Source organism: Sphingopyxis macrogoltabida (assembly GCF_001307295.1).
Taxonomy (GTDB): Bacteria; Pseudomonadota; Alphaproteobacteria; order Sphingomonadales; family Sphingomonadaceae; genus Sphingopyxis; species Sphingopyxis macrogoltabida_B.
The window spans coordinates 2,999,009-3,017,643 of the sequence record NZ_CP012700.1 but is presented as its reverse complement, the minus strand read 5'-3'; the positions used below and the strand labels follow the sequence as shown (position 1 = coordinate 3,017,643).

The following is an 18,635-nucleotide window of genomic DNA, read 5'->3' as shown; positions in this document are numbered from 1 at the left end:
CGGGGAAAAACTCGCCACTATCAACGCACTTGCACCAAAAGTGAGTCAGAGCCCCATTCTGGCGCTAATCCACATCCTAACGCGAAGGGCTCGGGCGCTTTAGCGTACGAAAGCCTCTGATGGGGGAACCCGCGTGGGCTCTGGGATTGAGCTATGGGATTTGTTTTGGCCTGGTCGGAAGGGCACCGTACATAGTTGCAAGACGACCCGGGCGACAGCGCGAGGCGCGAACTCGACCGTTATGATCGACGCTCAAAGCCTCCATTTGTCGTCCTTTGGCGGATGTGCGGCAACTCTCTGAGGCGATCGGCGCAAGGCGGCCCGTTGGCCAGCGCCGGGCGCGCGCGGTCGTTCTTGGGAATGGGGGCAATTGCCGCACTGGCCGAACTCGAACGCGTGGTCTCGACCTTATTGGCCTCGTCAACAGGACTGGGCCGCAATAGCTAGCAAGTTGCCAGCTCGAATTCGACGCTCATAAAATGATTACTCGGTCGGCGATTTTTCTGCCGGCGAGCTTGAAAAGCTGCGACTGCGATCGCGAGCGAATTTGCAACCAAAAATCGGCTTCCGATATCGTCCAGCCCTTGCCAAATTTTGTGATGGTTTCTATGATGGTTTCAGCGGTATCTCGTTGTTGATTGCATCGGATTTCCGCCGCTTTGATGCCCAGTTCAGTTCCTCTTCTGCACCATTTTTCTTATGCGACGCGCTATCGAGATTATTCCCGGCAGAACAGCTACCGGGAATTGTACGGCGCTTGAAAGAGATATCGATCAAAGCGTTCGAGCGCGTGCAGCTCATGCTGTGGCGCGGATTTTAGGCGATAGCAGTGCGGGGTTCGCCGAAGAGGCGCTCAATCTCTCTTGGAGAATATCGTCTTCAGCATTGTGGGTGGTGCCGCTTACAGGACTCGAACCTGTGGCCCCATCATTACGAATGATGTGCTCTACCAACTGAGCTAAAGCGGCAACGCCGGCGCCTCTAACAGCGCGGCCGGATGATGACAAGCATCGTCTGGCAATTGTTTTGGTGCGCCGCGCCGATTGCGTCCCGGGCAGAGAGGGTCTGATTAGCGGCGCAGGTCAGGCGGATATCGAGCGGCTGTTACCTCGCTCCCCCGGCCCCTCGCAGGAGCAGCGCGCGATGCCGCATCCTCAAGCTGTCTGCGGCATGGGGCGAATTTCGAAAAAATCATACGCAAATACTATGCGCGCCCCGATTTCGCGCTCTCGAATTCAAACGCGGCCCCGGCCTATTTGAGCCTCCTGCAGACGACTCGCCATCTTCCGTGGCCTGCGTCTTGCCGGAGCAACATCATGCAGGATCTGATCTGGATCGGCATCATCCTCGCCCTTCTCGCCGCGAGCCTCGGTTATGCGCGGCTGTGCGACGACGCATAGGGACCGATGCCATGACCCTCGACCTCTGGCTCGCGGGCCTCACCGCGCTCGGCCTTCTTTTCTACCTCGTCGCCGTGCTCGCGCGGCCCGAACGTTTCTAGGGGAGGCGCGCCATGACGTTTCAGGGATGGCTCCTGATCGCCGCCTTCGCCGGCATCCTCCTGCTTCTCGCGAAGCCGATGGGGCAATGGCTCTTCGCGCTTTACGAGGGGCGCCGCACACCGCTCCACCGCGTGCTGGGCTCCCTCGAGACGGGTTTCTACCGCCTCTCGGGCATCGACCCGGCCGAGGAGCAGGGCTGGCGCCGCTACGCCGCGCATATGCTCATCTTCAATACGGCGCTCGCGCTCTTCACTTATGCAATCCTGCGCCTGCAGGGCGTGCTGCCGCTCAATCCGCTGGGCTATGACGGCACCAGCGCCGACCTCGCCTTCAACACGGCGATCAGCTTTACCGCGAACACCAACTGGCAAAGCTATGGCGGTGAATCGACGATGTCGAACCTGAGCCAGATGCTCGGCCTCACGATCCATAACTTCCTGTCGGCGGCGACGGGCATCGCGCTCGCCTTCGCCCTGTTCCGCGGTTTCGCGCGGCGCGAGATGAAGACGATCGGCAATTTCTGGGCCGATATGACGCGCGTCACGCTCTATCTGTTGCTGCCGCTCTGCGCCGTGCTTGCGATCTTCTATATCGCGAGCGGCGTGCCGCAGACGCTCGCCGGCTCGGTCGACGTGACGACGCTCGAGGGTGTCAAACAGACCCTCGCGTTGGGGCCGGTCGCTTCGCAGGAAGCGATCAAGATGCTCGGCACCAACGGCGGCGGCTTTTTCAACGCCAACTCGGCGCACCCTTTCGAGAATCCGACGGCGCTGACCAACTTCGTCCAGATGCTGTCGATCTTCGCCATCGGTACCGGGCTGACCTGGACCTTCGGCAAGGCGGTCGGCAATCCGCGTCAGGGCTGGGCGATCCTTGCCGCGATGATGGCGCTGTTCCTGGCGGGGGCTGCGATCACCTATTGGCAGGAAGCCGCGGGCAATCCGGTGTTCCACAATCTCGGCGTTGCCGGCGGCAACATGGAGGGCAAGGAGGTTCGCTTCGGCATCGCCCAGTCGGCGTTGTTCGCGGTCGTCACGACGGCGGCGTCGTGCGGGGCGGTCAATGCGATGCACGACAGCTTCACTGCGCTCGGCGGCATGATCCCGCTGTTCAACATGCAACTCGGCGAGGTCGTCGTCGGCGGGGTCGGCGCCGGAATCTATGGTTTCCTCCTGTTCGCGATCCTCGCCATTTTCGTGGCCGGGCTGATGGTCGGGCGTACCCCCGAATATGTCGGCAAGAAGATCGAGGCGCGCGAGGTCAAGCTTGCGGTGCTCGCGATCGCGGTGCTGCCGCTCGTCATCCTCGGCTTTACGGCGATCGCGTCGGTGACCGGAGCGGGTCTTGCCGGGCCGCTCAACAAGGGGCCGCACGGCTTTTCGGAAATCCTCTACGCCTTCACCAGCGCGACCGCGAACAACGGCTCTGCCTTTGCCGGGCTCAGCGCCAACACGCCTTTCTATAACGGCATGCTGGGCGTCGCGATGTGGATCGGCCGGTTCTTCATCATCGTGCCGATGCTCGCGATCGCGGGCGGCCTCGCGGCGAAGAAATATACGCCGGCGACGGCGGGTAGCTTCCCGACCACCGGGCCGCTGTGGACGGGGCTGCTCGTCGGCATCGTGCTGATCGTCGGCGGCCTGACCTTCCTGCCGAGCCTCGCGCTCGGTCCGATCGCCGATCATCTCGCGATGATCAACGGTCAGCTTTTCTAAGGATATCCAAATGGCTCGGTCCCAAACCAAGTCCCTGTTCACCGCCGACCTGATCGTTCCGGCGATCGGCGACGCCTTCCGCAAGCTCAACCCGAAAGAGCTGATCCGCAATCCGGTGATGTTCACCACCGCAGTCGTCGCGGCGCTGCTCACCATCCTGCTCGTCGTCGGGCAGGACGGGATCGCCGCCGGCTTCAAGTTCCAGCTCGTCGTCTGGCTGTGGCTGACCGTGCTCTTCGGCACCTTCGCCGAAGCGCTTGCCGAAGGGCGCGGCAAGGCGCAGGCGGCGTCGCTGCGCGCGGCCAAGGCCGAACTGACGGCGAAGCGGGTGAAGGGCGACGGGAAAGCATGGGAAAGCTTGCCCGCCAGCGCCCTTCGGGTCGGCGATGAGGTACTCGTCGAGACGGGCGACCTCATCCCGTCCGACGGCGAAGTCGTCGCCGGGGTGGCATCGGTCAACGAAGCGGCGATCACCGGCGAAAGCGCCCCGGTGATCCGCGAGGCGGGCGGCGACCGCAGCGCGGTCACCGCGGGCACGCGCGTCATTTCGGACGAGATCCGGGTGCGGGTGACGGTCAACCCGGGGCAGGGCTTTCTCGACCGGATGATCGCACTTGTCGAAGGTGCCGAGCGGCAAAAGACGCCGAACGAGATCGCGCTGACCCTGCTGCTCGTCGGGCTGACGATCATCTTCCTGATCGCGGTCGGGACGATCCCCGCTTTTGCAAGCTATGCGGGTGGCAGCATTCCGGTGGCGATCCTTGCGGCGCTGCTGATCACCCTGATCCCCACGACCATCGCGGCCTTGCTCTCGGCCATCGGCATTGCGGGCATGGACCGGCTCGTGCGCTTCAACGTGCTCGCCAAGTCGGGCCGCGCGGTCGAGGCGGCGGGCGACGTCGACGTGCTGCTGCTCGACAAGACCGGCACGATCACCGTCGGCGACCGGCAGGCGACCGATTTCCGCGCCGTGGGCGGCCATTCGGCGGCGCAGCTCGCCGAGGCGGCGCTGCTCGCCAGCCTTGCCGATGAAACGCCGGAGGGGCGCTCGATCGTCGTACTGGCGCGCGAAAGCTTCGGTCAGGCCGCCGAGATGCCCGCGGGTGCAGAGATTATTGCTTTCACTGCGCAGACGCGCATCTCGGGCATCCGGATCGGCGACAGCGTGATTCAGAAGGGCGCGGTGGATTCGGTCCTGCGCGCCAATCCCGGCGCGGGGACCACCGCTGCCGCGACCGAACTCCGCCGGATCACCGACGAGATCGCGCGCGCCGGCGGCACGCCGCTGGCGGTCGCGAAGGACGGCGAATTGCTCGGTGCGATCTTCTTGAAGGACATCGTCAAGGCGGGCATTCGCGAACGCTTCGGCGAACTGCGCGCGATGGGCATCCGCACGGTGATGATCACCGGCGACAATCCGCTCACTGCCGCGGCGATCGCGGCGGAGGCCGGGGTCGACGATTTCCTCGCGCAGGCGACGCCTGAGGACAAGCTCGAACTGATCCGCAAGGAACAGGCGGGCGGGCGGCTGGTCGCGATGTGCGGCGATGGCACCAACGATGCGCCGGCGCTGGCGCAGGCCGATGTCGGCGTCGCGATGAACACCGGCACGCAGGCGGCGCGCGAGGCGGGCAATATGGTCGATCTCGACAGCGATCCGACCAAGCTGATCGAGGTGGTGGGGCTGGGCAAGCAGCTCCTGATGACGCGCGGGGCGCTCACGACCTTTTCGGTCGCCAACGACGTGGCCAAATATTTCGCGATCATCCCGGCGATGTTCGTCGCGCTTTATCCGGGGCTCGGCGTGCTCAACATCATGGGGCTCACCAGCCCCGAGAGTGCGATCCTGTCGGCGATCATCTTCAACGCGCTGATCATCCCGTTGCTCGTGCCGCTCGCGCTGAGGGGGGTAACCTACCGGCCGATGGGGGCGGGGCCGCTGCTTGCACGCAACCTTGCCGTCTATGGTCTCGGCGGCCTCGTCGCCCCTTTTGTCGGCATCAAGCTCATCGACCTGGCCGTCGGCGGCCTCGGTCTTGCCTGAGGATTATTCATGTACAAGGATCTCATCAGCTCGCTGCGCCCCGCGCTCGTCATGACGTTGCTTTTCGCGGCGCTGCTCGGGTTCGCCTATCCGCTCGCGATCACCGGTATCGGACAGGCCTTTTTTCCCGGTCAGGCGAACGGCAGCCTTGTTCGCGAGAAGGGGATCGTCATCGGCTCCACCGTCGTCGGGCAAGCCTTCGCGTCGGAGCGATATTTCCACAGCCGGCCGTCGGCGGCGGGCGACGGTTATGACGGAATGGCCTCGTCGGGCTCGAACCTCGGCCCGACGTCGCAGGCGCTCGCCGACCGCGTGCGGGCCGATGTCGTGCGGCTTTCCGAAACGGCGCCAGGGCCAAACGTCCCGCCTGACCTGGTGACGACCTCCGCCTCGGGGCTCGACCCTCATATCAGCCCCGAGGCGGCTCTTTACCAAAGCGAACGCGTGGCGCGCGCGCGCGGACTCGACCCCGCTGCGATTCGCAGGCTGGTAGAACAGGCGGTCGAGACGCCGTTGCTGGGCTTTCTGGGCGAGCCGCGCGTCAATCTGTTCAAGCTTAATCGACGACTCGATGCACTTGGGGCTAAACCGGCGAGGTGACCGAAGCCGACCGACCATTACCCGAGGCCTTTCTGCGTCAGGCGGCGCAGGAAGGCCGCGGCCGTCTCAAGGTCTTTCTCGGGGCGGCCCCGGGGGTCGGCAAGACGTGGGAAATGCTGACCGACGGCCGTCAGCGCCGCGATGCGGGTGTCGATGTCGTGGTCGGGGTGGTCGAAACGCACGGCCGACGGGAGACCGAGGCGCTCGTCCACGGCCATGAGATCGTCGCGCGGCGCGAGGTCGATCATCAGGGGCACAGCCTCGGCGAAATGGACATCGATGCGATCCTCGAACGGCGCCCGGGGCTCGTGCTCGTCGACGAACTTGCCCACACCAACGCGCCGGGCAGCCGCCACCCCAAACGCTATCAGGACGTCGAGGAACTGCTCGACGCCGGGATCGACGTCTATTCGACCCTCAACATCCAGCATGTCGAAAGTTTGAACGATGTCGTGGCATCGTTCACGCGCGTCCGCGTGCGCGAAACGGTGCCCGACTCGATCCTCGAAAATGCCGAGATCGAGGTGGTGGACATTCCGCCGGACGAGCTGATCGAGCGGCTCCGCGACGGCAAGGTCTATATTCCGCAGGAGGCGTCGCGGGCGCTGACGCATTTCTTTTCCAAATCGAACCTCACCGCGCTCCGCGAACTGGCGCTTCGCCGTGCCGCGCAGGCGGTCGATGCGCAGATGCTCGATCATGTCCGCAGCCACGCGCTTGCAGGCAGCTTCGCGGTGGGGGAACGGATCGTCGTGGCGGTCAGCGAGCTTCCCGTCGCCGCCGAACTGGTCCGCGCGGGCAAGCGGCTCGCCGACGCGCTGAAGGCGCCGTGGAGCGCGGTCTATATCGAGACGCGGCGCAGTCAGGCGCTGACCGACGACGACCGGCGACAACTCGGCGACACACTCGCGCTCGCCTCGCGGCTCGGGGCCGCGACCGCTACCGTCCCTGCTGCGAGCGTTGTCGAGGGGTTGCGCAGTTTTGCGCGCGACGCGCGCGCGACGCAGATCGTGATCGGCAAATCGAGCCGCCCCTGGTGGTTCGAGATGCGTCACGGCTCGGTCGTCGATCAACTCGTGCGGACGATCGACGATGTCGCGGTTCACGTCCTGCCGGGCGAGCCCGAGGTCAAGGCGACGCGGCCGGCGCCTCCGGTCCCCGGGCGTTGGGGCAAGCCGTCACATTATATCTGGTCGCTCGCGATGGTCGCCGTGATGACGGCGCTTGGCCGCGTGCTCATCGAGGTCATCGATCTTGGCAATATTTCGCTGCTCTATCTGGTCCCCGTCATGTTTGCCGCGGCGACCTTTGGCCTGCGCGCCGGGCTGTTCGCGGGGCTGGTATCGAGCCTCGCCTATAATTTCTTCTTCCTGCCGCCGACCGGTACGCTGACCGTCAACAACCCCGAGAATGTGATCAGCATCCTCGTGTTGCTTGGCGTCGCCATCGTCACCAGCCAGTTCGCGGCACGCGTGCGCGCCCAGGCCGACCTTGCGCAGTCGAGCGCCCGCCAGAATGCGGCGCTCGCCAGCTTCTCGCGCCAGCTTACCGCGGCGCCCGATCAGGACAGGTTGATGCAGGCTATCTGCGCCGAGGTCGGACGCCTGCTCGACGCCCGCACTGTCCTCCTCCTGCCGTCGGCCGATGGCCCGACGCTCCGCGCCGCCGTGCCGCCGGAGGACCGGCTCGAACAGATCGAGCGGGCGGCGGCGCAGTGGGCGATGGACAATGCGCAGCCCGCCGGGCGGGGTTCGGCAACGCTGACCGCGTCGGACTGGCTTTTTCACCCGCTACAGACCACGCGCGGTGTACTCGGGGTGCTCGGGCTGACGCGCGACGATGCGCAAGCGCCGGTACGGTCGGATCAGGTGCCGCTGCTGATGAGCCTGCTCGATCAGGCGTCGATCGCGCTCGATCGCATGGAACTCGAGGAAGCCTCGCTTCAAGCGCGGCAGGTCGACGAGCGCGACCGGCTACGCTCGGCGTTGCTGTCATCGGTCAGCCACGACCTCCGCACGCCGCTCACCACGATATTGTCGGCGGCGCAGGAGATGCGGCGCCATCCCACGGCAGAAATGGCCGAAACGATCGAGACCGAGGCGCTGCGCCTCAATCGCTTTGTCTCGAACCTGCTCGACATGGTACGCGTCGAGGCCGGCGCCCTTCCGATGAAGGCGGAAGCGACCGAGCTATTCGACGCTGCTGCGGGCGCCGCACACGACACCCGCGCCTCGCTGGCCGGGCACGATGTCCTGATCGAAATCGCGCCCGCCATTCCGCTTGTGCGCGTCGACCCGGTGCTGCTTCATCATTGCCTGATCAATCTGCTCGATAACGCCGGACGCTACGCCGATCCCGGCACGCCGATCACCATTCGCGCGAAGCGCATCGCCGATGCTGTCCTGCTGTCGGTGATCGACCAGGGGCCCGGTATCGCGCCCGGCAACGAGACGCGCGTCTTCGAAACCTTCACCCGGCTCGAAGGCAGCGACCGCGCCAAGCATGGCACCGGGCTCGGGCTTGCCATCGTCAAGGGCTTTGCCGAGGCGATGGGACTGACGGTCGAAGCGGGCAACAATGGCGAACCGCATGGTGCGTGCTTCACGATCCGCATCCCCGAAGCGCTGCTCGTCAAGGATCTGACCGTCGAGGATATTCCATGAAAATTCGCCACAAGATCCTGGTCGTCGATGACGAACTCCATATCCGCCGCCTGATCCGTGCGGCGCTGGAGCGGGCCGACTATGCGATCGTCGAGGCCGAAAATGCGCGCGAGGCGATCGCCCGCCTCGGTGAGGAACGACCCGACATCGTCCTGCTCGATCTCGGCCTGCCCGATCGCGACGGGCTCGAACTGGTTCCGCTCGTCAAGCAGAAGTCGGAGGCGACGCTGATCGTCGTATCGGCGCGCGACGCGACCGACGAGAAGGTCGCGGCGCTGGACCTTGGCGCGGACGATTATCTGACGAAACCATTCGACACCGACGAGCTGCTCGCGCGGGTGCGCGTCGCCTTGCGGAACCGGCTGACGCGCGACGGCGGCAATCTTGCCGTGACGGTCGGGGACGTCAAACTTGACCTGGTCGCCCGGCGCGTGACCAAGGGCGGCAAAGAGGTCCACCTCACACCCAAGGAATATGCAGTGCTCGCGCAGCTCGCCCGCTTTCCCGGGCGCGTCATCACGCACAAGCAGCTCATGGACGAAGTATGGCCGCGCGAGCATGAGCATCATGTCGAATATTTGCGCGTGCTGATCCGCACGCTTCGCCAGAAACTCGAAGCCGATCCGCAGCAGCCGCAGATCATCGGCAACGAACTCGGAATCGGCTACCGCTTGCGGCTCGGGACAGAGGGTTCCGGGGAATGAAAATATGGTGCCGATGTAAGCGGCGGTAGAGAGCAAGTCGTTCCGAATGGCCGAGGTTCGATCGTCAAGCCTCACGGCCGATCATATGCAATCTCAATGCCGGACGGCGTTTCGCGATCTCGAATTACTATGCCGCCCGGCGTAACTGGATAACCTCCTTTGGAGGTTATCATGAAAAAATGGCAGGAAACGCTCGCCGCCCGTCTGGGCCTTCGCATCGGCGGCGCCATGCTTCTCGTCCTCGGCTGGCCGGTCGCGGTCCGGCTCCATTGCCTTGTGCAGACGACGCCGGCACGCGACGCGACGTCGTTCACGATGCTGCTCGCCGCGTTGACCTTCATCTGCGGAAGCGCAGGCAGCGCGCTTCTGTTCGTCGGGCCCGGGCTTTGGGAGTCGGTGGAGGTTTCCGAGCGCTGGCAACGGCTGCCCGATCGCGATTAGGTGCAGTGGCTGAGTCTGCGCTGACGGACCATCTGACCCCTCGAAAAGCGGAGCGATGCTCAGACGGGGACGGTTCCCGCGACCGGCCGCGGCGGCGCTTCGCCTTTCGACCGGCGGCCATGCACCATGCGGTAGAGCGCCGGAAGTATGAGCAAGGTCAGGATGGTCGAGGAGACAATCCCGCCGATGACCACGGTTGCCAGCGGTCGTTGCATCTCGGCGCCGGCGCCGACGTTGAACGCCATCGGCACGAAGCCGAGGCTCGCGACCAGCGCGGTCATCAGCACCGGCCGCAGGCGGGTGAGGGCGCCTTCGCGGATCGCCTCGTCGAGGCCCGTACCGCTTTCGCGAAGCTGGCGGATGAAGCTCAGCATCACGGCGCCGTTGAGTACCGCGACGCCGGAGAGGGCGATGAAACCCACCCCGGCCGAGATCGACAGCGGCATTCCGCGGATCAGCAGCGCCGCGACGCCGCCGGTGAGCGCCAGCGGTACGCCCGAAAAGACGACCGCGGCATCCTTCCACGACCGGAACAGCGCGTAGAGCAGGCCGAGGATCATCAGCAAGGCCGCCGGAACCACGAGCTGGAGCCGTTTCGCGGCCGAGATCAGTTGCTCGAACGTCCCGCCGTAGCTGATCCAGTAGCCGGGGGGCACCCCGACCTCGGCACCGACCTTCGTCCGCAGTTCGTCGACGAACGATCCAAGATCGCGGCCGCGGACATTGGCGGTGACGACGACGCGGCGTTTGCCGTCCTCGCGGCTGACCTGGTTCGGTCCGACAACCACCTCGATCTTCGCGACGTCCGCGAGCGGGATGAAGCCGCGCAGGCCGGCATCGGGTGCCGCCCCTAGCGTCACGTCGCTCGACGGGCCGATCGCGGGCAGGGGGATGCGAAGCCGCCCGATTTCGTCGACCCGCTCGCGCATCGTCTCGGGCAGGCGGACGATGATCGGGAAGCGGCGGTCGCCTTCGAAGATCTGCCCGGCCTCGACGCCGCCGATCGACACGCCGACCACGTCCTGGATGTCGCCGACATTGAGCCCGAAACGTGCGAGCGCGGCGCGATCGGGGGTAATCTGGAGCATCGGCAGCCCCGTGACCTGCTCGACCGCGACGTCCTGCGCACCCTCGATCTTCGAGGCCACGCTTTCGATCGCATCGCCGATTTCGTTCAGCGTATCGAGATCGTCGCCGAAGACCTTGATCGCGACGTCGGCGCGAACCCCGGACAGGAGCTCGTTGAACCGCATCTGGATCGGCTGGGTGAACTCGTAATTATTGCCGGGGATCTCGGCGACCGCGGCCTGCATCTCGCGGACGAGCTCGGCCTTCGGTTTCCTCGGGTCGGGCCACAGCCTGCGATCCTTGAGCGTCACATAGGTGTCGGCAACCGACGGCGGCATCGGATCGGTCGCAACCTCCGCGGTGCCGATCTTTGCCACCACCCGTTCCACTTCGGGGAAGCGCTTGATCCGCCCTTCGAGCGCGGCCTGCATCTGGACCGCTTGCGACAGGCTGGTGCCGGGAATGCGGAGCGCGTGTAGCGCGATGTCGCCTTCATCGAGGTTCGGGACGAACTCCGACCCCATCCGGCTGGCGGCGAGACCCGCGAGCAGGACGAGGCCGACGGCACCCGCGACGAACGCCACGCGCAGCCGAAGCGCCTTGTCGAGCGCCGGCGCATAGGCGCGGCGCGCCCAGCCCATCAGGCGGCTTTCCCTCTCCTCGACCTTGCCCGTGACGAACAGCGCGATCGCTGCGGGCACGAAGGTCAGCGACAGGATGAGCGCCGCGGTCAGCGCCATCACGACGGTGATCGCCATCGGATGGAACATCTTCCCCTCGACCCCGGTGAGCGCGAAGATCGGCACATAGACGAGCGCGATGATCAGGACACCGAACAACGACGGCCGGATGACTTCGGAGGTTGCCGATGCCGCCAGCTTGAAGCGCTCGCCGCGATCGAGCAGCCGCCCGAGCCGGTGCTGCGCCTCGCCGAAGCGGCGAAGGCAATTCTCGACGATGATGACCGCCCCGTCGACGATCAGCCCGAAGTCGAGCGCGCCGAGGCTCATCAGGTTGCCCGACACGCCGCCACGCACCATGCCGGTGATCGTCATCAGCATCGTGACCGGAATGACCGCCGCCGTGATCAGCGCTGCGCGGACATTGCCGAGCAGCAGGAAAAGCACGACGATGACGAGCAGCGCGCCTTCGAGCAGGTTCTTTTCGACGGTTCAGATCGCGCGTTCGACAAGATCGGTGCGGTCGTAGATCGGCACCGCCTTCACGCCCGGCGGGAGCGCCTTCGCCGCCACCGCGAGGCGTTCGGCCGCCGCCTTGGCGACGACCCGGCTGTTCTCGCCGGCGAGCATCATCACCGTGGCGAGGACGACTTCCTTGCCGTCCTCGGTCGCGGCACCGGTGCGCAGCTCTTCGCCGAGGCCGATGTCGGCGACATCGGCGACGCGGATCGGAATGCCGTTCCGGTTGCTGACGACGACCGATTTCAGATCGTCGATGCCGGCCGCCTGACCCGGGGTGCGCACCAGATATTGCTCGACGTAACGCTCGACATAGCCGGCGCCGCGGTTGTCGTTGTTGCGTTCGAGCGCCTGGACGACATCGCCGAGCGTCAGCCCATAAGCCGAAAGCCGCGCCGGGATGGGGGTCACATGATATTGGCGTTCATGGCCGCCGATGCTGTTGACCTCGGTCACCCCCGGGGTGCCGCGAAGCTGCGGCCGGATGACCCAGTCCTGCAAGGTGCGCAAGTCTTCGGCCGTATATGCCGAACCGTCGGGCTTTTTTACCCCCGGTTCGGCCTCCAGCGTGTACATGAAGATCTCGCCGAGCCCGGTCGCGATCGGCCCCATCTCGGGCGAAACGCCCGGCGGGAGCCGTTCGCGCGCGGTTTGCAGCCGCTCGTTGATGAGTTGCCGCGCGAAATAGATGCTCGTCCCATCCTCGAACACGACGGTGACCTGGCTGAGGCCATAGCGCGAGATCGATCGCGTATATTTGAGCCCGGGCAGGCCGGCGACCGCGGTTTCGACCGGGAAGGTGACGCGCTGTTCGGCTTCGAGCGGGGAGAAGCCGGGCGCCGGCGTGAGAGGATCATCTTCTGTCTCCGCAAAAAGGCCGGGCGGACGGGATGCCCCGCTCGTCGGTCGCCGCCTTTCGGAACGCAGCGCTGTTTGTCTGGTACGCGAATTCATTGCGTCCGTCGATTGATGGCCCGCGAATGCCGATTGGACCGAATCCGTTCGCCGGATCAGGCATGGCACATGCATCCGTCCGTCCACGCTCGCCTCACGCCCGACAAGCCCGCCTATCGCATGGCGGGGTCCGGCGAAACCGTTACCTATGCCGAGCTCGACGCCCGGTCGAACCAGGGCGCCCATCTGTTGCGCGCGCTCGGCCTTGTGCGCGGCGACGGCATCGCGCTGATGCTGGAAAATGACGCCCGCTTTTTCGAGATCGTCTGGGCGGCGCAGCGCGCCGGGCTCTATTACACCTGCATATCGACCCGCCTCGCGGCGCCCGAGATCGCTTTCATCATCGCGGACTCGGGATCGCGCGTGCTGATCGCGTCGGCGCCCGTGTCTCCGGAGATTGCGGTGACCGGCCTCGAGATTTTCGCACCCGGCGCGCGCGATTTCGTGGCCGAACGCGTCGCGTTTCCCGGCATACCGATCGACGACGAAGCGCCCGGCATCGACATGCTTTACTCGTCGGGCACCACCGGGCGGCCCAAGGGTATCCGTCCTGCGCTGCCCGAAGGGTCGCTGGATCAAACCAACGCCCTGACCGAGTTCGGCCGGACAAGCTATGGCATGGCCGCCGATACGGTCTTTCTTTCGCCGGCGCCGCTTTATCATTCGGCACCGCTCCGCTGGTGCATGGCGGTCCAGAAGCTCGGCGGGACCGTGATCGTGATGGAGAAGTTCGACGGCGAAGCGGCACTGTCGCTGATAGAACGCTTTGCCGTCACCCATGCGCAGTTCGTGCCGACGCATTTCATCCGGATGCTCAAGCTGCCCGCCGAAACGCGCGGGCGTTACGATCTCTCGTCGCTACGCATCGTCTATCATGCCGCGGCGCCGTGCCCGGTGGAGGTCAAGCATGCGATGCTCGCGTGGCTGGGGCCGATCATCCACGAATTCTATGCGGGCACCGAAGCCAACGGGCTGACCGCGATCGGGCCCGGGGAATGGCTCGCTCATCCGGGCTCGGTCGGCCGCGCGATCTGGGGAACGCTGAAGATCTGCGACGAGGATGGCGATCCGCTGCCGGCCGGCGAGGTCGGCGCGATCCATTTCGCCGACGGCCCGGCGTTCGAATATCATAACGATCCCGAGAAAACCGCGGCGAGCCGCAATCGCCATGGTTGGACGACGCTCGGCGATGTCGGTTATGTCGATACCGGCGGCTATCTCTACCTCACCGATCGCCAGAGCTTCATGATCATATCGGGCGGGGTCAACATCTACCCGCAGGAGATAGAGGACGCGATCATCACGCATCCGCGGGTTGCCGATGTCGCGGTGATCGGTGCGCCCGACCCCGAAATGGGCGAGCGCGTCGTTGCCGTCGTGCAGCCCGCGGACTGGGCGGAGGCTGGACCGGAGCTCGCCGAGGATATCCGGCAATCGCTCCAAGGACGCCTTGGCCGGATCAAGCAGCCGAAGCAGATCGACTTCGTTGCCGAATTGCCGCGCCATCCGACGGGCAAGCTGCTCAAGCGCCTGGTGCGCGAACGCTACTGGCCGGGCTAAAAAAAATACCCGGCGCCAGGCGCCGGGTCATGGGAGGCGTAATGGCCCGCCGCGCATATGCGGCGGGCCTTTTCGTCAGAAGGTGACGCGCACCGATCCGCCGAAGGTGCGCGGCGCTGCCGGCACGAGGAACGGGTAAGGGAAGCCCGCCCCGCGCAGGTCGAGGCCATAGGCATAGGTCTTGCGGTTGAACGCGTTGTTGATGAAACCCTTAACCGTGAAGCGGCCGATCTCCAGCGCGAGCGTTGCGTTCACCTTGGCATAGGAACCTTGTTGCAGCTCGGCATTCTGCTGCCCCGTGCCGGGAGCGTTCACCTCGTTCAGCGGCGAGAAGAACTGGCGGCTGAAATAGGCGACATTCGGCGAGAAGGTCAGTTTGGAATCGCCCGTATCGAAAAGCCGGATGTCGGCGCCGGCCTGCGCCGTCCAGCGCGGCGCGAAGGGCAGGTCGTTGCCTGCGATGTCGGCGCCCTGGAGCACGAGTTCCTTATAGGTCGCGTGGAGATAGCCGACCGCGAGGTTCAACGTCAGCGCGTCCGAGGCGCGCCAGTTGGTCTCGAGTTCGGCGCCATAGACTTCGGACTTCGGCGCGTTGACGAGAATGCCGACCGGCCCGGGGCGCAAATCCTGCAACTGCTGCTTGGAATAATCATAATAGAAGGCGGCCGCCGAATAGGTCAGCCGGTTGTCCGCAAGCCGGCCTTTCGCGCCGATTTCATAGGCGTTGACGCGTTCGGGATCGACATAGTTGATGCCGCCCGAGGAGGTGTAGCTGCCGCCGTTGAACGCCCCCGAACGATAGCCGCGGTTATAGCTGGCATAGACCAGCGGCCCGGCATCGAACTGATAGCTCAGCGAGACGCGACCGGTCAGCGCGTTGTCGCGCCCGTTGCTCGCAAAGCGGGCATCGGGATCATAGGCGCAGGTGCCCGGCTGACCGGCGCACGGGACGGTGGTCGCGATCGGCGTCTTCGCCGTATCGACATAGCCCGCATAGAGATAGGCGAAGCCGTCGCGATATTTGGAGCGATCCCAGGTATAGCGGGCGCCAAGCGTCAGCGTCAGGCCGTCGGCGATCTCATAGTCGCCCTGTGCGAAAACGGCATAGGATCGGCGTTCCTGCCGGTAATGCTGGAAAAAGCCGCCGTCGACGCCGGGGCCGAGCGCCTGGCCGATGGCGAAGTCATTGTCGGTAACCACGCGGTCCCAGCCGTAGAAGAAACCCCCGACCAGGTTCAGCCCGTCCGCGCCATAGTTGAAGCGCGCTTCCTGGCTGAACTGCTGATATTTCGATTTCCACCAGACATCGAGAATATCGATCGGCGCCCCGTCGGCCGCCTGCTGGATGAGCTGCGAACCCCCGTCGCGCGAGGTGATCGAGGTGAAGCTCAAGGACGGCGACAGTTCGTAGGAGATCGTCGCCGCGATGCCATAGGCGTCGGTGCGGTTGAGCCCGATGCGGTTCTCGTTGACCTCGAAGAATTTGAGGCCGGTGCGCGCGGTGAGCAGGCCGTGGATCGCCGCCTGGGTGCCATGGTCGCGGCCGCCATAGGCCTTGATCTTGATATCGAGCGGTCCGCCGCCGGGATTGAAACGCAGCGTCGCGCGGCCCTGCAGCGTATTCTGGCGGTTGGGATCGCGGCCGCCGGGGAAGACATTGTCGATGAGCCCGTCGCTTTTCAGATAATTTCCGGCGATGCGGAGCCCGAGCTGGTCCTCAATCAGCGTCGCCTCGACCGCCGCCTGTGCGGTGATCGTGTTGAAATTGCCATAGCCGGCTTCGGCATAACCATTGCTGCCCGACAGCGAAGGCCCGCGGGTGATGAAGTTGATCGCGCCGCCGGTGGTGTTGCGCCCGAACAGCGTGCCCTGCGGCCCGCGCAGCACCTCGACGCGGTCGAGGTCGAACAGGCCCATGCCGTGCGAGGTGCGGCTCGCCATATAGACGTCGTCGATATAGACGCCGATCGGCGACGCCTGGTTCGAATTATATTCGTTGGCGACCGAAATGCCGCGCAGCGAGAAATTGGGCTGGGTGTTGCCATAGGGGCTGCTGATCTGGAGGTTCGGCACCGCATCCTGCAAATTAGCCGAATTGGTGATCCCCTTGCTGGCGAGCGCGTCGCCCGCGACCGCCGAGATGGCGATCGGCACCGATAGCAGGGATTGCTCGCGCCGGTTCGCGGTGACGATGATGTCGCCGACGCTATTATCGTCGCTCTCGGCCGCCGCCGGCGCGGTCGCGACTTCCTGTGCGAGCGCCACGGCGGGGCTCAGGGCGGTGGTGGCGGCGAGCAGCGCGCCCAATCGGACAATTTTCATTTTCCCTCTCCTGATCTGCGGTCTTTGCCGCTTTGGTTTTGAATGGATTAGCTTCGGCCGAGTTCGCCGACGCGGTCGCCGACCTCGCCGCCGATCGCGGCCCAGCCCGAACCGGGCGGGCGGCCGGCGAGAAAGTCGATCGTCGCCGATGTGTCGAAGGCTTCGGCGATGCGGGTGATGCCGGCGGGCCCCGCATGGACGAACAGCGTGTAATCATTCTGGTACCAGTCGCCCGCGAACAGCGACCAGGCGCGATAGACGAAACGCACGGCGCTCAGCGACGCGTCGCCGACCTCGTCGATGATCGTTACGGAGCAATCGCGGCGGTGATGCAAGGTCCACACCTGATCGTTGAACGCGCATACGGCTTCGATGCCTTCGAGTTTCGGCATGCCGAGCGAGGCTGAAATCTCCCAGCTCACATCGGGGGCATAGAGCGCGCGCATCGCGTCGGGCTTGCCGAAACGCTCGGCGAGTTGGCGCGCGGGCGTCATGCCCCGGCCTCCCGCACCTTATAGCGGATCGGCAGATGTTTCAGACCCGAGACGAAGCTCGCCTCGACCCACGCGGGGTCTCCCGCCAGTTCGAAATCGTCGATCCGCCGCAGCATTTCGGTGAAGAGAATCCGGATCTCCAGTTTCGCAAGCGCATTGCCGAGGCAGAGGTGCGGACCGTAACCGAAAGAGAGATGCTTGCGCGCATCGGGGCGGTCGACGCGGAATGCATAGGGGTCTTTGAACACGCTCGCGTCGCGGTTGCCCGACGGATAACACATCATCAGATTGTCGCCTGCCCGGATCGGCTTGCCGCCCACTTCGCAGTCGGCGACGGCGGTGCGGAAGAAATGCTTCACCGGGCTCGTCCAGCGGATGAATTCGTCGACGGCGGTGCCGATCAGCGCCGGATCGGCGCGCAGCTTGGCCATCTGGTCGGGGTTCTGGATCAGCGCGAGCAGTCCGCCCGAGATCGACGAACTCGTCGTATCGTGGCCGGCCGCAGCGACGATCAGATAATAGGCATTGCGTTCGGCCTCGCCGATCGGCTCGCCATCGATCGTCGCGGTCGCGAGGATCGTCGCGACGTCGCCCCGCGGATTGCGGCGGCGATCCTCGGTGACCTTGCCGAAATAGTCGTTGAAGGCGTTGAAGGCGTCGACCATTCCCGCCATGCCGTCGACCCCGCCGACGCTGCCGAATAATTTTTGCGACAGGTGCAGCATCAGCGGCTCGTCCTCGCGCGGCACGCCGAGGACGATCATGATCGTGCGCAGCGGGAACCAGGCGGCGATCTCGGCCGCGAAGTCGCAACTTTCGCCCATCTCGACCATCCGGTCGATGGTTTCGCGGGCCAGTGCGCCGATCTCTTCCTCGAGGCCGCGAATGCTCTTGGCGCCGAACCATGCCGAAGTCAGCGAGCGGAAGGCGCGATGTTCGGGGTCGTCCATCGCGACGAGGTTGTGCGCGAATTTGTGGCTGCCGGTCTGTTCGAGCAAAAGGTCTTCGTCGGCGCGGGTGACAAGGAACTGGCGCGGGTCGTTGAGGAAATTCTTCGCGTTGAGTTCGACCCCCATGATGTCCGCATGGCGCGTTACCGCCCAGAAGGGGCGATAGTCCTTCGGCTCGGTCCAATGCACCGGGTCGTCGCGGCGCAGCCGGTCGAATGCGCGGTGATAGCTATGCTCGTCGCCATAAGTCTTCGGGTCGACGATGATTTCATCGATATTGCCGGAAAGCGTGTCGCTCACGTCTTTCTCCTCTCCGCGGGCAAATTGCGGGCAGGCGCGGCGAGCGTCCAATCGGCAATGGCGCTGTATTTATCGATGCTGCCGATCCATCGTCCGGCGATCGCGGGCGATGGATTTCG

General features: G+C 65.1%; 13 protein-coding genes, 1 tRNA gene and 1 pseudogene. 10 read left to right on the top strand and 5 right to left on the bottom strand.

The features are described from left to right. Positions 1 to 547 precede the first annotated feature (547 nt). Complete coding sequence (locus AN936_RS24720; protein ID WP_149037673.1) at positions 548 to 820, top strand: hypothetical protein; 273 nt, start codon at positions 548 to 550, stop codon at positions 818 to 820. A gap of 72 nt (positions 821 to 892) precedes the next feature. Here the strand turns inward: AN936_RS24720 and AN936_RS14050 are convergent. Then, a tRNA-Thr gene (locus AN936_RS14050) sits at positions 893 to 968 on the bottom strand. A gap of 288 nt (positions 969 to 1,256) precedes the next feature. On the opposite strand from AN936_RS14050, the gene AN936_RS25090 reads away from it, so the two are divergent. The 8 genes from AN936_RS25090 to AN936_RS14015 all read left to right on the top strand — a co-directional run bounded on the left by AN936_RS25090 (position 1,257) and on the right by AN936_RS14015 (position 9,669). Continuing rightward, the gene (locus AN936_RS25090) at positions 1,257 to 1,400 is read left to right on the top strand and encodes a hypothetical protein (protein WP_158500097.1); all 144 of its coding nucleotides are present in this window, start codon (positions 1,257 to 1,259) and stop codon (positions 1,398 to 1,400) included. Between the two features lie 11 nt (positions 1,401 to 1,411). Beyond that, positions 1,412 to 1,501 (top strand): potassium-transporting ATPase subunit F, encoded by a 90-nt coding sequence (locus tag AN936_RS14045; protein WP_054588683.1) that lies wholly within the window; start codon positions 1,412 to 1,414, stop codon positions 1,499 to 1,501. 12 nt (positions 1,502 to 1,513) lie between these two features. Continuing rightward, on the top strand, positions 1,514 to 3,217 hold the full coding sequence (kdpA, locus tag AN936_RS14040) for a potassium-transporting ATPase subunit KdpA (protein ID WP_054588682.1): 1,704 nt from the start codon (positions 1,514 to 1,516) through the stop codon (positions 3,215 to 3,217). A 10-nt stretch (positions 3,218 to 3,227) separates the two neighbouring features. Beyond that, the gene (gene kdpB, locus AN936_RS14035) at positions 3,228 to 5,261 is read left to right on the top strand and encodes a potassium-transporting ATPase subunit KdpB (RefSeq protein WP_054588681.1); all 2,034 of its coding nucleotides are present in this window, start codon (positions 3,228 to 3,230) and stop codon (positions 5,259 to 5,261) included. A gap of 9 nt (positions 5,262 to 5,270) precedes the next feature. Continuing rightward, complete coding sequence (kdpC, locus tag AN936_RS14030) at positions 5,271 to 5,861, top strand: potassium-transporting ATPase subunit KdpC (protein ID WP_054588680.1); 591 nt, start codon at positions 5,271 to 5,273, stop codon at positions 5,859 to 5,861. Then, on the top strand, positions 5,858 to 8,524 hold the full coding sequence (locus AN936_RS14025) for a sensor histidine kinase (protein WP_054588679.1): 2,667 nt from the start codon (positions 5,858 to 5,860) through the stop codon (positions 8,522 to 8,524). Before kdpC ends, AN936_RS14025 begins: the two co-directional genes overlap by 4 nt. Continuing rightward, positions 8,521 to 9,228, top strand: a complete 708-nt coding sequence (locus AN936_RS14020; RefSeq protein ID WP_054588678.1) for a response regulator — start codon at positions 8,521 to 8,523, stop codon at positions 9,226 to 9,228. Before AN936_RS14025 ends, AN936_RS14020 begins: the two co-directional genes overlap by 4 nt. A 171-nt stretch (positions 9,229 to 9,399) precedes the next feature. Next, on the top strand, positions 9,400 to 9,669 hold the full coding sequence (locus AN936_RS14015) for a hypothetical protein (RefSeq protein WP_054588677.1): 270 nt from the start codon (positions 9,400 to 9,402) through the stop codon (positions 9,667 to 9,669). 59 nt (positions 9,670 to 9,728) lie between these two features. On the opposite strand, the pseudogene AN936_RS14010 reads toward AN936_RS14015, so the two are convergent. Then, positions 9,729 to 12,782: pseudogene (locus AN936_RS14010) on the bottom strand (efflux RND transporter permease subunit); the annotation flags it as partial. A gap of 177 nt (positions 12,783 to 12,959) precedes the next feature. On the opposite strand from AN936_RS14010, the gene AN936_RS14005 reads away from it, so the two are divergent. Next, positions 12,960 to 14,450, top strand: a complete 1,491-nt coding sequence (locus AN936_RS14005) for an acyl-CoA synthetase (RefSeq protein WP_054588676.1) — start codon at positions 12,960 to 12,962, stop codon at positions 14,448 to 14,450. Positions 14,451 to 14,525: 75 nt separating this feature from the next. Here the strand turns inward: AN936_RS14005 and AN936_RS14000 are convergent, their stop codons facing one another. Genes AN936_RS14000 through AN936_RS13990 form a run of 3 tightly spaced genes read right to left on the bottom strand, consistent with a single transcriptional unit; the run spans position 14,526 to position 18,516 of the window. After that, the gene (locus tag AN936_RS14000) at positions 14,526 to 16,772 is read right to left on the bottom strand and encodes a TonB-dependent receptor (protein WP_054588675.1); all 2,247 of its coding nucleotides are present in this window, start codon (positions 16,770 to 16,772) and stop codon (positions 14,526 to 14,528) included. Positions 16,773 to 16,819: 47 nt separating this feature from the next. Then, entirely contained in the window at positions 16,820 to 17,266 is a 447-nt protein-coding gene (locus tag AN936_RS13995; RefSeq protein WP_054588674.1) for a nuclear transport factor 2 family protein, read from the bottom strand. After that, entirely contained in the window at positions 17,263 to 18,516 is a 1,254-nt protein-coding gene (locus AN936_RS13990) for a cytochrome P450 (protein ID WP_054588673.1), read from the bottom strand. The genes AN936_RS13995 and AN936_RS13990 overlap by 4 nt, the downstream gene beginning before the upstream one ends. Positions 18,517 to 18,635: the final 119 nt, after the last annotated feature.